Origin of the sequence: Stenotrophomonas sp. HITSZ_GD (assembly GCF_029543105.1) — a bacterium.
In the GTDB taxonomy this organism is placed as follows: Bacteria; Pseudomonadota; Gammaproteobacteria; order Xanthomonadales; family Xanthomonadaceae; genus Stenotrophomonas_A.
Window position 1 is genome coordinate 95245 of record NZ_JARQXB010000007.1, and the last position, 13885, is coordinate 109129.

15 protein-coding genes are annotated in these 13885 nt (G+C 69.6%); 2 read left to right on the forward strand and 13 right to left on the reverse strand.

Features of this window, described 5'->3' with window-relative positions; genetic code table 11:
* Positions 1-38: 38 nt before the first annotated feature.
* The 4 genes from murU to P6166_RS09165 form a co-directional block, all read right to left on the reverse strand.
* Positions 39-752 (reverse strand): N-acetylmuramate alpha-1-phosphate uridylyltransferase MurU, encoded by a 714-nt coding sequence (gene murU / locus P6166_RS09150; RefSeq protein WP_277764153.1) that lies wholly within the window; start codon positions 750-752, stop codon positions 39-41.
* Entirely contained in the window at positions 749-1774 is a 1026-nt protein-coding gene (locus P6166_RS09155; protein ID WP_277764154.1) for a phosphotransferase, read from the reverse strand. The genes murU and P6166_RS09155 overlap by 4 nt, the downstream gene beginning before the upstream one ends.
* Positions 1775-1832: 58 nt before the next feature.
* Positions 1833-2102 carry a GlsB/YeaQ/YmgE family stress response membrane protein gene (locus P6166_RS09160; RefSeq protein WP_277764155.1) on the reverse strand — a complete coding sequence of 90 codons (270 nt, stop codon included), beginning with the start codon at positions 2100-2102 and terminating at the stop codon, positions 1833-1835.
* Between the two features lie 63 nt (positions 2103-2165).
* The gene (locus tag P6166_RS09165; RefSeq protein ID WP_277764156.1) at positions 2166-3659 is read right to left on the reverse strand and encodes a M20 family metallopeptidase; all 1494 of its coding nucleotides are present in this window, start codon (positions 3657-3659) and stop codon (positions 2166-2168) included.
* A gap of 196 nt (positions 3660-3855) precedes the next feature.
* On the opposite strand from P6166_RS09165, the gene P6166_RS09170 reads away from it, so the two are divergent.
* On the forward strand, positions 3856-4206 hold the full coding sequence (locus P6166_RS09170) for a ComEA family DNA-binding protein (RefSeq protein WP_277764157.1): 351 nt from the start codon (positions 3856-3858) through the stop codon (positions 4204-4206).
* Positions 4207-4389: 183 nt separating this feature from the next.
* On the forward strand, positions 4390-5001 hold the full coding sequence (locus P6166_RS09175) for a HutD family protein (protein WP_277764158.1): 612 nt from the start codon (positions 4390-4392) through the stop codon (positions 4999-5001).
* Here P6166_RS09175 and P6166_RS09180 read toward each other — a convergent pair.
* From P6166_RS09180 to P6166_RS09220, 9 genes are all read right to left on the reverse strand, one after another.
* The gene (locus P6166_RS09180) at positions 4998-6593 is read right to left on the reverse strand and encodes a flavodoxin domain-containing protein (RefSeq protein ID WP_277764159.1); all 1596 of its coding nucleotides are present in this window, start codon (positions 6591-6593) and stop codon (positions 4998-5000) included. The two genes, P6166_RS09175 and P6166_RS09180, sit on opposite strands and share 4 nt — an antisense overlap.
* Positions 6590-7573 (reverse strand): FAD:protein FMN transferase, encoded by a 984-nt coding sequence (locus tag P6166_RS09185; RefSeq protein WP_277764160.1) that lies wholly within the window; start codon positions 7571-7573, stop codon positions 6590-6592. Before P6166_RS09185 ends, P6166_RS09180 begins: the two co-directional genes overlap by 4 nt.
* Positions 7574-7622: 49 nt before the next feature.
* Complete coding sequence (locus tag P6166_RS09190) at positions 7623-8441, reverse strand: DUF4198 domain-containing protein (protein WP_277764161.1); 819 nt, start codon at positions 8439-8441, stop codon at positions 7623-7625.
* Positions 8442-8472: 31 nt separating this feature from the next.
* A complete protein-coding gene (locus P6166_RS09195; RefSeq protein WP_277764162.1) occupies positions 8473-8985 on the reverse strand; it encodes a DUF2271 domain-containing protein in 513 nt (170 codons plus the stop codon).
* 20 nt (positions 8986-9005) lie between these two features.
* The gene (locus tag P6166_RS09200) at positions 9006-9644 is read right to left on the reverse strand and encodes a PepSY-associated TM helix domain-containing protein (protein ID WP_277764163.1); all 639 of its coding nucleotides are present in this window, start codon (positions 9642-9644) and stop codon (positions 9006-9008) included.
* Positions 9645-9715: 71 nt separating this feature from the next.
* Complete coding sequence (locus P6166_RS09205; RefSeq protein WP_277764164.1) at positions 9716-10408, reverse strand: Fe2+-dependent dioxygenase; 693 nt, start codon at positions 10406-10408, stop codon at positions 9716-9718.
* Positions 10409-10478: 70 nt separating this feature from the next.
* Positions 10479-12770 carry a catecholate siderophore receptor Fiu gene (locus P6166_RS09210; protein WP_277764165.1) on the reverse strand — a complete coding sequence of 764 codons (2292 nt, stop codon included), beginning with the start codon at positions 12768-12770 and terminating at the stop codon, positions 10479-10481.
* Positions 12771-13015: 245 nt separating this feature from the next.
* A complete protein-coding gene (locus P6166_RS09215) occupies positions 13016-13348 on the reverse strand; it encodes a non-heme iron oxygenase ferredoxin subunit (protein WP_277764166.1) in 333 nt (110 codons plus the stop codon).
* On the reverse strand, positions 13345-13881 hold the full coding sequence (locus P6166_RS09220) for a GNAT family N-acetyltransferase (protein WP_277764167.1): 537 nt from the start codon (positions 13879-13881) through the stop codon (positions 13345-13347). Before P6166_RS09220 ends, P6166_RS09215 begins: the two co-directional genes overlap by 4 nt.
* Positions 13882-13885 lie beyond the last annotated feature (4 nt).

Genomic DNA, 13885 nt, shown 5'->3' on the forward strand with positions numbered 1-13885 from the left:
GACGACACCGACTTGCGACGGTCGCGGCTGAGCCGCTCCTACAGGGACGGGGGAAGCAGCTGCGCGTCCAGCTCCGCCAGCCGCTGCGGCGTGCCGACATCCGTCCACTGGCCGGCATGGTATTCGCCGCTCACGTGACCGGCGTCCATGTGCGCGCGCAGGATCGGCGCCAGCCGGAAGCGCGGCTTGCCATTCGGCGCCAGCCCCGCGTCCGCGTCGGCGTGCGCGCGCCAGTCGGCCAGCAATTGCGGGCGATAGACGCCGATGCCCGAGTACGTCAGCCGCCGACTGCCGTCGCGGCGCAGCGCGCCGTTCTCGTCCAGCGCGAAATCGCCACCTGGCGCCTGCACGGGGGGATCGACCATCACTAAATGCGCCAGCCCGCGCGGTTCGCGCGGCAGACGCGCGAAGTCGTAGTCGCTCCACACGTCGCCGTTGACCAGCAGGAACGGTGCATCGCCCAGCACCGGCAGCGCATTGAGCATGCCGCCGCCAGTTTCCAGCGGGGTGTCGCCTTCGTGGACGTAGTCGATCCGCACGCCGAAGCGCGCGCCATCGCCGAGCACTTCCGGGAAACGCGCCGCCAGCCACGAGGTGTTCACCACCACCTCGCGCACGCCGATCGCCGCCAGCTTTTCCAGGTGCCATGCGATCAGCGGCTTGCCGCCCGCCTCCAACAGGGGCTTGGGCGTGTGCGTGGTCAGTGGCCGCATGCGCTCGCCGAGCCCGGCGGCGAAGATCAGCGCCTTCACGAGGCGACCGCCCGTGCCGCCTGTTCGGCCAGCGCCGGCTTGATCTTGGTTTCCAGCAGTTCCTGCAGCGGCTGCAGCTGCGCGTGGCGCGGCAGCACTTCGTCCAGGTAGGCGATGAAGCGCGGGATGTTTGCCAGGTACCAGCTCTTGCCGTCGCGGTAATGCAGGCGGCAGAAGATGCCCAGGTTCTTGAGGTGGCGCTGCACGCCCATCCAGTCGGCGTCGCGCAGGAAGCGCTCCAGCGGGGGCACCGGCAGGCCGGCGTCCTGCGCGCGGGCGTGGTAGCGCTGCAGCCAGCCGTCCACGCGGGCCAGCGGCCAGCTCACCGAGGTGTCCTTGAACAGGCTCACCGGGTCGTAGGCGATGGGGCCGCGCACGCAGTCCTGGAAATCCAGCACCGCGGGGCCGTCGTCCACCGGCATCAGGTTGCGCGGCATGAAGTCGCGATGCACCAGCACCTTGCGCTGGCCCAGCGCGTTGTCCATCAGCTGGCGCTGCGCCAGCTCCAGCAGGTCGGACTCGTCGCATGCCAGGGTGATGCCGAGATGGCGGACGAGGAACCATTCCTCGAACAGCCCCGCATCGCGCTGCAGCAGCGCCTCGCCGAACTCGCCCATGCCTTCCGGCGGCGCGATCCGCTGCAGGCGCAACAGCTGCGCGATGGCGCCATCGAACAGCGCGTCGGCATTGTCGTCTTCCAGCACCTGGGCCAGCGTGGGCCCGCCCAGGTCTTCCAGCAGCAGGAAGCCGGCGTCGAGGTCGCTGGCGAGCACCTGCGGCACGCGCACGCCGCCGCCGAGCAGCAATTCGCGCATGCGCAGCCACGGACGCGGATCGTCCAGGCCGGGGGGCGAATCCATCACGATGCGGCTGGGTTGGCCGGCGGCTTCGCTGCGCCAGTAGCTGCGCATGCCGGCATCGACGGAAGCGCGCGCCAGCGTGGCGGACGCATCGCCCAGCACCTGGCGGGTCCATTGCAGCCGCGGCGTGGCGCGCGGGTCGTGTTCGGGAACGTGGGACATCGTCGGCTCGGGCACGGGCAGGCGCGGCGCGGGCGCCGGCGGGTAGAAGGGGACAGGGTCAGCGGCGGCCGCTGAAGAGCCGCAGCAACGCCAGGATGGCGACGGCGCCGAGCAGCGCGCCGAGGAACCCGGCCGGCTCGCCGGCGCGGTACCAGCCCATGTGCTGGCCAAACCAGCCCGCGAGCACCGCGCCGGCGATGCCCAGCACGATGGTCAGCAGGCAGCCCAGCCGCTGCGGGCCGGGCGAGACGAAGCGCGCGAGCAAGCCGACCACGAAGCCGACCAGGATGATGTAGAGCCAGCTGTCGCTGCCGAACAGGCCACCCATGTGCGCGATCCGTCGAAGGGAAGGACGCAGCCTAGCAAGGCCGGGCTGCGTCCGTCATCGTCCTCAGCAGCAGCCGTGGCCGCCGTGGCGCGTGCCGCTGTCGGCGGCGACCGGCGAGCCGCTGGTCTCACCGCGCAGGCAGGCGGCGTGGTGTTCGGAGATCACCTTGGCCACGCACGCGGTCACGCGCTTGCCCATCGGGATGTGCAGGAACTCGTTGGGGCCATGCGCGTTGGAATGCGGGCCCAGCACGCCGGTGATCATGAACTGCGCGCCGGGGAACTTCTCGCCCAGCATGCCCATGAACGGGATCGAGCCGCCTTCGCCCATGTACATCGCCGGCTTGCCGAAGAACGCCTGGCTGGCGTCGTCGATGGCCTGGGTCAGCCACGGCGCCATCGCCGGGGCGTTCCAGCCGGTGGAAGCCTTCTCCAGGTCGAGCGTGACGTGCGCGCCGTTCGGCGGGTCGCGCAGCAGCGCTTCCTTCAGCAGCTCGCCGCACTTCTTGCCATCGGCGGTGGGCGGCAGGCGCAGCGAGAGCTTCACCGCGGTCTGCGGGCGCAGCACGTTGCCGGCCGACTCCAGCGGCGGCATGCCGCCCACGCCGGTGACCGACAGCGCCGGGCGCCAGGTGCGGTTGAGCACCAGCTCGGTGAGGTCCTCGCTCATCGGCTGCAGGCCCTTGACCAGCGGGAACTTGTCGAAGATCGCCGTGTCCAGGACCTGCGCGGCGTTGCGCGCCTGGCCCAAGCGCTCTTCGGGCACTTCCACATGCAGGCCTTCGAGCAGGATGCGGCCGGTCTTCTCGTCCTCGATGCGCGAGAGCAGCTGGCGCAGCAGGCGGAAGCTGGAGGGCACCACGCCGGAGGCGTCGCCCGAATGCACGCCTTCCTCCAGCACCTTCACGGTGAGGTTGCCGCCGGTCAGGCCGCGCAGCGAGGTGGTGCACCACAGCTGGTCGTAGTTGCCGCAGCCCGAGTCCAGGCACACCACCAGCGACGGCTTGCCGATGCGGTCGGCCAGGTGGTCGACGTAGGCCGGCAGGTCGTAGCTGCCCGATTCCTCGCACGCTTCGATCAGGATCACGCAGCGCGCGTGCGGCAGGTTCTGCTCGCGCAGCGCCTGCACGGCGGCCAGCGAGCCGAAGATCGCGTAGCCATCGTCCGCGCCACCGCGGCCGTAGAGCTTGTCCCCGCGCAGCACCGGCGTCCACGGGCCCAGGTCCGGGTCCCAGCCGGTCATTTCCGGCTGCTTGTCCAGGTGGCCGTAGAGCAGCACGGTGTCCTCGCCCGTCTCCGCGCCGGTGGCCGGGATTTCCAGGAAGATCAGCGGCGTGCGGCCTTCCAGGCGCACCACTTCGACCTTCAACCCCTCGATATGCTGCGCGCGCGCCCAGGTCTCCATCAGCGTCACGGCCTGGTCCATGTACCCGTGCTGGACCCAGTCGGCGTCGAACATCGGCGACTTGTTCGGGATACGGATGTACTCGACCAGCTGGGGCACGATGTCCTGGTCCCATTTGTCGCTGAGGTATTGGCCGATCTTGGCGCTGTCCATGGGGAAAACTCCGGTGAATGCGAAAGCGCCCATTCTACGCCCGCGACCGGGGGTAGGGATTTTCCTACACGGAGTCACGCTCTTTACCTGCTGTGCACACTCGCGCCGAGCGATAGGCTGGGTTCATGTGGCGCGGGACACTGGCTGGGCCGGAAGGAACGACGGCTTATCCAACCAAGTCACAAGGAGTGTCGCAATGAAGTCTTTTGCCGTAGCCGTAAGGGCCCTGGCGTTCGGGCTGCTGCTGTCGATCCCCGCCATGGCAGGCGCAAAGGTCGACATCAACAGTGCCAGCGCCGAGGAGCTGGATCAGGTGCTGGTGAATGTCGGGCCTTCCAAGGCCAAGGCCATCGTCGAGCACCGTGAAGCCCACGGGCCCTTCAAGAGCGCCGAGGACCTGGCGCAGGTCAAAGGGATCGGACTGAGTACCGTCGAACGGAATCGGGACCTCATCGAGGTCGGCGCGGGAAGCGCGCCCGGGAAAGCGCCAGTGAAGGCGCAGGAGACGGCGACAAGCGCACCGGCGGAGCCGGTCACGAGACAGTAGGAACAGGGATCGCAGGGATACGGCTCGACGCAGGATGCGTGGCCGAGCGCCATCTAGGCAGGAAGTCTAGGGGAAGGCTGGATGCCGACAAGGACGTGACCGCCCGGTGTCGCACAGGACGTGCCGCCGGGCGATTCTTTTTGGGGCGTCCCGCAGTGGCGGGCCATGCGGCAGAATGCCCGCATGGATTTCCTGAACACGCCCAGCTGCGTCATTCCCGCCCACGAGTATCGCCGCGAGCGCTGGCGCAACCAGCAGGGCTGGACGCGCGAGATCCTGCGGCACGGGCCGCCGGGCGAGGATTGGGCGCTGCGCCTGTCCATCGCCGAGATCGAACAGGATTCGGACTTTTCCGCGTTCCCCGGCGTCGAACGCGAACTCGTGCTGCTGCACGGTAACGGCGTGCGCCTGTGCTTCGACAGCGGCGAGGCGGTCACGCTGCTGCCGCCGCATCAGCGGCTGCGGTTCCCGGGCGAGGCCGCGCTGCGCGGCGAGCTGGTCGATGGCCCCACCCACGATTTCAACCTGATGTGGCGTCGCGACCTGCTGCGCACGACGCTGCTGCATCGGCCACTGGTCGGGCCGATGCTGTTCTTCAGCGAGCCGGGCGTGGCCTGGGCGATCCACCTGCTAGGCGGGCAGGCGCGCTTCGAATCGGCGATTGCGCTGCCACCGCTGGCCAGCGGGGACACCGCGTGGCTGGGGGCGGGCCCGCGCACGCGTTACGCGTTGCATGGCGCGGGTGAGCTGCTCGCGATCCGCATCGAACCGGCTGCGGCGGACGCTGCCGCCTAGTACACGTCGCGGCGATAGCGGCCCGCCAGCAAAAGCGCTTCGCGAACGTCGGCGCCGAGCACCTGCTCCAGCACCGCATCCACCGCCGGGGCCATGCCGCGCAGGCTACCGCAGACGTACAGCGACGCGCCGGCGCCGATCCATGCACGCAGGGCTTCCGCCGCATCGGCGAGCGCGTCCTGCACGTAGCGATGGCGGCCGCCGTCGCGCGAATACACCGTGTCCAGCCGCTCGATTCCGCCCGTCTCCTGCCAACGCTGGAGGTCGTGGGCGAAGTGATTGTCGTGCGCCGCGTGGCGCTCGCCGAACAACAGCCAGTTGCGCGTGGCCCCGGCCTCGATACGCGCAGCCAGGTGGGCGCGCAGGCCCGCGATGCCCGTACCGTTGCCGATGAGGATCAGCGGGCGCGCGTCGGCCGGCGGATGAAAGCCGGGGTTGGTACGCAGGCGCAAGGCGATGGTGCCGCCGACCGCGGCATGCTCGCAGAGCCAGCCGCTGCCCAGGCCCGGCCGGCCATCCGGGCCGAGCTGCCGGCGCACCAGCAGGTCCAGGCGATGTTCGGCGGGGATGCTGGCAATGGAATATTCGCGATGCGGTAGCGGCTGCAATGCGTCGACCCAGCGCTCGAGCGGGCCGTCGGTGATGTCCTGCCACTGCGAGCGGGCGATCCAGTCGCGCAGGGGTTCGCCGTGCACGAGGCGGTCGCCGTCAAGGTGGTGGGCTGCCAGGAAGCGGCTGACCGCCACGCTGGCGTGCCGCGGACCGATCTCGGCGATGTCGCCGGCCTGCCACGTGGGCCGCTCGCCCTGCGCCGGCTGTAGCGACAGGCGGAAGACCGCGCCCGCGTCGCAGCCGGGGTTGGTGCGCTCGCGCGCGTCGAGTCGCCAGGGCTGGTACTGCGGGCGTTCCCAGTCGGCCTGGGCGGTGCCGTCGCCGAGTTGCCCGAGCAGGTACTGCCAATGACGCAAGGTGCCGGGGTCGGCGTTGTCAACCTCGACGCGGTCGAACAACGTGTGCGCGCCGTGGCGGGACAGCCACTCGTCGAGCTGGCGGCCGAAGGCACAGAAGTCGTCGTAGCTGCGGTCGCCAAGGGCGAGCATGCCGTAGCGCAGTTTCGGCAGGGCCTGGATACGCGGCGCGGTCCGGCGCAGGAAGGCCAGGGCATGGTCGGGCGGATCGCCCTCGCCGGTCGTGCTCACCACGAACAGCACGCGCTCGGCGGTGCGCAGTGTTTCCGCATCCAGCGCCTGCAATGGCATCGCCTGCGCCGGTACGCTGCTGGCGCGCAGGGCCTGGGCGCTGCGTTCGGCCAGTTCGGCAGCAAAGCCGGTCTGGCTGGCCCACGCCACGATCAGCGGCGCGCCGCCGCCGGGCGCCGGCCGAGATGGTCGCGCGCGCCAGGCGACCGCGCCGCACAGCGCGGCGTAGGCCAGCACGCTGCCGGCCGCCGCCTGCCACTGCCAGCGCAGCGCCGTTCCCGGCCACCAGGCAGCGCCCGCATGCAGGCGCTGCAGGCAGTACCCGGCCACGGCGAGCAGTGCCAGCACCGCCGCGTTGCCCAGCCAGGCGCGCCACGCCCACGGCGGGTTCACGGGGTCGCCTCCAGCAGCGCCTCGAAGGCGGGACTCAGCCGTTCGCGCAAGCCCGTGCCGTCGCGGGAGAGAAAGCGCACGGCCAGATGGAGGCGTTCCGCGAGCGCCAGGCCTTCTTCCGGGCCCAGCACCGTCATCGCGGTCGCCCACGCATCGGCGTGCGTCGCATCGGCCGCGACCACGCTCACCGCCGCCGGCGCGCGCGGCACGGGGCGGCGCAGGCGGGGATCGAAGGTGTGCGAGTAGCGTTCGTCGCCGGCGTCGAAGTGGTGCCAGCGATCACCGGACGTCGCGATGGCGCGTCCCCGCAACGCCACCACGCGCGGGGGGAGCGCGGACGCGGCGTCTTCTTCAGGCGCCGATTCGACCAGCACGCGCCAGGGCTGGGCATCGGGCTTGTCGCCATAGCCGAAGAGCTCGCCGCCGACTTCCACCAGCGCCGCGTCCACGCCGGCATGCTGCAGGTAGGCGGCCACCGCATCCACGCCGTAGCCCTTGGCGATCGCTGACAGGTCCAGCGCCAACCCGCCCGGTTGCAGCAGCTCGGCGCTGTTCGCATCCCAAACCAGCCGCGACCAGCCGATACGCTGTGCGGTCGCCTCGCGCTCGGCGTCCGACGGAACGCGCAGCGGGCCGCGCGAAGCGCCGAAGCCCCATAGCGCCACCAGCGGACCGAGCGTGGGGTCGAACGCCCCGCCGCTGGCTTGCGCCACTTCCAGCGCCACCGACATCACGTGCGCGAAGCCGGCGGGCAGGCGGTGCCGGGTTCCCCGGGCGGCGCCGTTGTAGCGGCTGATCGCCGAGCCGGCTTCCCACTGGCTCATCTGCGCGACGACGTCGTCGAGCACGCCCTGGATGCCCGCATGCAGGCCGTGCAGGTCGCGGCCGCGACGCACGGCCAGGCGCACGTGCCAGCGCGTGCCCATGGTGGCGCCGCCGAGGGCGGCGACTTCGCGATCGAGAAGAGTGGCGGACGACATGGAGACAGGCGCGGCAAGCGCGGCGGCGCGGGGCCGCCGCGCAATCGCCTTACTGCGGCAGCACCTCGAGCGTAGCCACGTAGCTCAGGCGGCGCTGCTTGGCCTGCTTCACGGTGGTCTTGTTGTCCTGCGTATCGGCCTCCAGCCAGTACATGCCCGCCTCCGGCCAGGTGACGCTGAAGCGGCCCTGCGCATCGGTGGTGACCTTGATCTCGCCTTGCGTATTGCGATAGCGCGTGGCGCCGCGGACGATTTCCACCGCCAGCCCGGCCGCCGGCTTGCCGTCGATCTGCAGCTGGAACGTCGCCGCCTCGCCGGCGAACAGGTCGTTCGGGTGGGTCACCGGCACCAGCTCCAGGCCCTGGCCGTTCGGCTTGAGCGCGGTCTGGCTGGGCGCGCCGTTGGTGACGAAGGTTTCCACCCGGCCGTACTGCTGGGACACCTGCAGGTCCTGCGCATCCTGCGGCACTTCCGCGGCGAAGGCGGCCTCGTCGCCGCGCCAGCGCTTGGGCTTGCCATCGGCCTGCTTCCAGCTCGCCATCAGCCCGCGGTTGATCACGCTCAGGCGATACGTACCCGGCTGCGCCAGCTCCACGTCGAACACGCTGCGGAACTTGCCGGTGGCCGCGTTCTGCGGCTGCACCTGGCTGCCGTCCGGGGCGGTGATCACCAGGCCGTCCAGGCGCAGCGGCACGTGGTTGAGATAGAACAGGTCGTTGGACACCGCCGCGTCGACGCTGATCCACGGGCTTTCGCCGGCGATGACGGTCTGCGAGGGCAGCAGCCAGGCCTTGTGGGCGAAGGCGGCGGGCGCCAGCGCGAGCAGCGTGGCCGCGGCGAAGGCGGCGGTCAGGACGGAACGCTTCATCGGAACTCCTTTGCGAATGACGGAAGACGGATTACGGACGAACCGCGACACTGACCGCGCCCAGCTCGGTGCTGCCCTGGGCCTTGCCTTGCTGCGCGCCGCCGCCCCACTGGAAGGGCACCTTCAGCAGCTCGCGGCCACCGACCTCGCGCGCGGCTTCCACCACCACGGTGTACTGCCCGGCCGGCAGGCCCTGCAGCTGCGCCTCGCCGAAGGACAGCGCGTGGGTGCCGGCCGGACGCGTCGGGCCGCTCACGCCGTCGATCGGCAACTGCACGCTGCGCCCGCTCTTGCGCCACCACTGGCGCAGGTCCGGCAGCCACTTGGTGCCGTGGCCCTCGGCGGTGCCGCGCAGCTGGTACCAGACCGCCAGATTGCGTGCGACCTGCGCGTCGGCGCCCTCGATCCACACCGCCACGTACGGCCGGTGGTACTCGGCGACATCCAGCTTGGGAATCTCGACGTTGACCTCGAGCGTGGCGGCGTAAGCCGGGGTGGCGACCAGGCCGAAGCTGGTGATCGCGAGGGTGAGCGGGGTGCGCATGGACGTGGCTCCGTGGGGGGCTAGTGGATGAGGATCAGGGCGATGAGCAGCGGCAGCAGCAGGCCCAGGCCGACCAGCGGCCAGGTCATGCGCCGCTGCCGCGCGTGCATGTGCAGCAGGAACAGGCCGGTGATGGCGAATACCAGGCAGGCCAGGGCGAACAGGTCGATGAACCAGCCCCACGCCGGGCCCGCGTTGCGACCCTTGTGCAGGTCGTTGAAGTAGGAGATCCAGCCGCGCTCGGTGCGCTCGTATTCCACCGCGCCGGTGTCGCGCGCGATGCTCAACCAGGCGTCCTCGCCCGGCGCCGGCATCGACACGTACACCTCTTCGGCGGACCACTCCGCCTGCCGCCCGGCCAGCCGCAGCGACAGTTCGCCCGACAGCCAGCCCGCCACCGGCGCCGGCAGCGGCGCCTGGCCTTCTTCCGGCCCACGCAGGCGCTGCAGGATCGGCGCCGGCAAGGTGAGTTGGTAGTTGCTCACGCGGGGCTTGGCCTCGATCAGCGCCGCGTGGTTGAGCGTCAGTCCGGTGGCCGCGAACAGCAGCATGCCGACCAGGCACATCGCCGAGCTGATCCAGTGCCACTGGTGCAACGTACGCAACCAGAAACCGCGGCGCTGCTGCTGCGTGGCGAGATCGGAGGAGGAATCGGACAAGCCAGCGTCACCGGGGAGGGAGGGCGTCATTCTATTCAATTGAGAATGGATCGCAATTGGAGGGCTCTGGCTCAGGTCTCCGACCAGCCGCGCAGCAGGTTGTGATAGACGTTGGTGAGCCGCAGCAGGGCGTCGCGATCGGCGCCCGATTGCGTGAGCGACTGGATCGCGCCATCCAGCTCGAACAGCATCTGCCGCTGCTGGCCATCGCGCACCAGGCTCTGCACCCAGAAGAACGATGCCAGGCGCGCGCCCTGCGTCACCGGCGCCACGCGGTGCAGGCTGCTGGAGGGGTAGAGGATCAGATCGCCGGCAGGCAGCTTCACTTCGTGCTCGCCGTACGTATCGTGGACGATCAACTCGCCGCCCTCGTATTCCTCTGGCTCGCTCAGGAACAGCGTGCACGACAAGTCACTGCGCACGCTGAGCGGCGGCTGGCCGTCCCCGCCGCCGATGGTCATCACCGAACCATCGACATGGAAGCCGTAGTGACCCCCGCCTTCATAGCGATTGAAGCGCGGCGGCACCGTACGCAGGGGCAGTGCGGCGGCGAAATACACCGGGCTGCGCGCCAGCGCGTTGAGCACCGCCTGCCCGAGCTGCTGCTTCACTGGCGAAGCGTCGGGTAGTTGCAGGTTGCGCTTGACCTGCGCGCCTTGCACGCCGACCGTCTCGCGGCCGTCGGTCCACTCCGCCGCCTCCAGCGCGCGACGGAAGCGCGCCACTTCCTCGGCGCTCAGGATTCCCGGTATGTGCAGCAGCATCGTGTTCTCCCCGCCTGCGGACGCCCTCGCGACGAGGGCGTCCTGGATCACTTCACCCTGACGCGCCCGATCAGAAGCGCAGGTTGGCCGTCAGCGTGAAGGTGCGCGGCGCCCCCGGGCTGTAGCGGTAACCGCTCTTGTTGATGCCGGCCACGTATTCCTTGTCGAACAGATTGTAGGCATTCAAGCGCAGGTCGAAGTGATCGTTGAACGGATAGGTCACCACCGCGTCCCACACCGTGTACGACTTCACGAACGCCGGCGTGCCGATCGCGCCGTCGGTGCCGCGCTTCATCTCGCCGCTGTAGCGCACGCCGCCGCCGATGGTGAGGTTGAAGGGCAGGGTGTAGGTCGTCCATGCGGTGAAGGCGCTGTCCGGGGTGTAACTCAGGTCGGTGGTGCCGTCCTGCGACACCTTCGCGCCTTCCTCGACTTGCGCATCCATCTTGGTATAGCCAGCCGACACCGACCAGTGCTCGCTGATCCGGCCCACCGCCGACAGCTCCACGCCCTCCACCCGCTTCTCGCCGGTCTGGTAGTAGATGTTCGGGTTGGTCGGGTCCGGCGCGATCTCGTTGGTCACGTCGGTGCGGAACAACGCCATCGACAGCAGCAGGCCTTCGTCGAAGAAGCTCCACTTGGTGCCGATCTCGGCGGTCTTGGCCTTCTGCGGGTCCAGGTTGGGGTTGTTGAGGTTGTTGGCCGCGGTGCTCAGCTCCAGCGCGCTGCCGCCCGGCGGCTGCTGCGAGACGGCGTAGTTGGCATACAGGCTCACGTCTTCGCTGGCCTTGTACACCGCGCCGAGCTTCCAGTTGAACAGCGTGTCCTTGGCGCTGGCAGTCACGCCCGGCACGATGGTGCCGGTCGGCTGCGTACCGCAGGCCGGGCCGCCGCGACCGCCGCAGGCCACCAGGCTGTCGAAGTCGGTGTCGTAGCGGTCCAGGCGCACGCCGCCGGTCACCAGGAAGCTTTCGCCGAACTTGAGCGTGTCGAACGCATACGCCGAGTAGGTGGTGGTGCGGCCCTTGGAATGTGCACCGTTGCGGCCCCACACCAGGCCGTCGACGTTCCAGTCCGGCGCGTAGAGGTGCGCCGCCGGCCACGCGCCGCTGCGCGTTGCCACGCCCCAGCTCTCCAACTCCTCGCGCGTGGCTTCCACGCCGGTGCTCAGGTTGTGCACGACCGCGCCGGTGGTGAAGTCCCAGCGCAGGTTCAACTGGTCGGTGAGGATCGTGTACTGCTGGTCCTTGAAGGTCGGCGTGCTGCGCGCGAGGGTCCAGGTGGACGGATCATTCCGGTTCGGCGTCAGCAGGTTGGCTGCGGTCACCATGAACGCGGTGAGCATGTAATCCTGCTCATTGCGGCCCCAACGCGCGGTATTGGTGAGCTTCAACGCATCGGAGAAGTCGTGCTCGAAGCGGAACGTCGCCATCTTCGATTCCACGTCGTCATGGTCGTGGCGGGTGCCGTAGAAATTCTCCGGGTCGACCTTGGGCGCGGTCGCCAGCCACGGGCGCAGCGGATCGGGCGACGAATACCCCGGCAGGCCGATGGTGGGCACGCTGCCGTCGGGGATGTTGTCCTGCTTCACGTACACCAGGTCGATGTAGTAGCGCGTGTCGCCATCCAGGCCGAACGCGAGCGAGGGTGCCACGCCCCAGCGCTTGTTCTCGACGTGGTCGCGGCCGACCGCATCGCTGTCCTGGCCCATCACGTTGAGGCGGAATGCCGCGCCCGGGTTGCCGAGCGTGTGGTTCCAGTCGGCGGTGAGGCGACGCTGCCCGTCCACGCCACCCGTGAGCGAGGCGGTGGTGGCATTGGCGCCGAACGGCTGCTTGGTCACCAGGTTGATCGCGCCGGTCGGCGCGCTGCGGCCGTTGTCGGTGCCGGCCGGCCCCTTGGTGACTTCGATCTGCTCGATGTTGAACACGTCGCGCGAGATCGAGCCGAGATCGCGGATGCCGTCCACGAAGATGCTCGAGGAGCTGTCAAAGCCGCGCATGTAGACGGTATCGCCCGTGCTGCTGTTGCCGTTCTCGCCGACGTAGAAGGTGCCCACGCCGGGGCTGTTGCGCAGTGCCTCGGTCAGCGTGGTGGCGCCCTGCTCGTTGAACAGGTCCTTGCTGATGATGTTGACCGTCTGCGGGGTGTCCTGCAGCGGCTGGGTGAACTTCGGCGAGGAAGGCGCTTCCACGAGGTAGCGCTTCGCGCGGTCTGCCTGCACGTCGATCTTGTCCAGCGTCTTGGCATTGTCCGCGGCATCGGCGTGGGCCAGCGGCGCGGCCAGCAGCAGCGCGGCCGCGGTGAGGGTCGTGGCGCCCGCGGAACGGGGAAGAACGTGCTTGCGGCTCTTGATGCTCATGGGTCTGCGAATCCTGTCGACGAGGCGACACAACGGCCGCGCGGGGCGGGCAGGGTGTCGGGCAATGAAAAGGCGTGCCGTGGCTGGCAAGGCTGGCGACGCGGCGCGCCATTCTTGGGCAAATGCGAATCGTTTGCAATGGCATTCGCACTGATCGGGCGAAATTGGCCTGGGCAGCCGACGGGCGTGCCCCCTTGGAAGCCATTAACCCTGCAAACGAAAAGGGGGCCGGCGGGCCCCTGTCGTTACTCCCGGTCGTCTCGGGTCCAGACCCCGCCGTCCTCGACCTTCACCGGGAACTTGGCCACCGGCGAGTACGCGGGCGGGCACAGCGGCCGGCCATCGCGGATATCGAAGCGCGCGCCGTGCAGCAGGCACTCGATGCTGCCCTCGGCCGGGTCGAAGGTGCCCGGAGAGAGTTCGTAGTCCTCATGGCTGCAACGATCCTCCAAGGCGTAGTACGCCCCGTCGAGGTTGAACACCACGATCGGCGTGTCGGTCACCTCGTCCCAGACGTTCTTCGACTCGCCGGGCAGCAGTTCGGCGGTGGCGCAGACGAAGGTCCAGTTCGCGCTCATGGTGCGGCGTCCAGCGTCTTTTCCAGCACCTCGAAGCGCAGGTCGTCGCGCAGGGGAATGCCGAAGCGCGCGTCGCCGTACGGGAAGGGCTTGATCACGCCGGTGCGGCGATAGCCGCGACGCTCGTAGAAGGCGATCAGCTCGGCGCGCACGTCGATCACCGTCATGCGCATCAGCGCATGGCCCCATTGCTCCCGCACGATGCGCTCGGCCTCCCGCATCAGCTGCTTGCCGACACCGCTGCCTTGCAGCGTGGGGCTGACCGAGAACATGCCGAAATAGCCGGCGTCGCCCTCGTCGGAGATGTGCGCGCAGGCGATCAGCTCGCCATCGCGTTCGGCCAGCAGTACCAGGCTGCGATCACGCAGGATGTCCTGGCGCAGGATGTCCGGGTCGATGCGGGTGCCGTCCAGCAGGTCGGCCTCGGTGGTCCAGCCGACGCGGCTGGCGTCGCCGCGATAGGCGGAGGTCACCAGCGCCACGAGGGCGTCGATATCGGCGACGGTGGCGGTACGGAAAGTCAGGGTGTGCATGGCG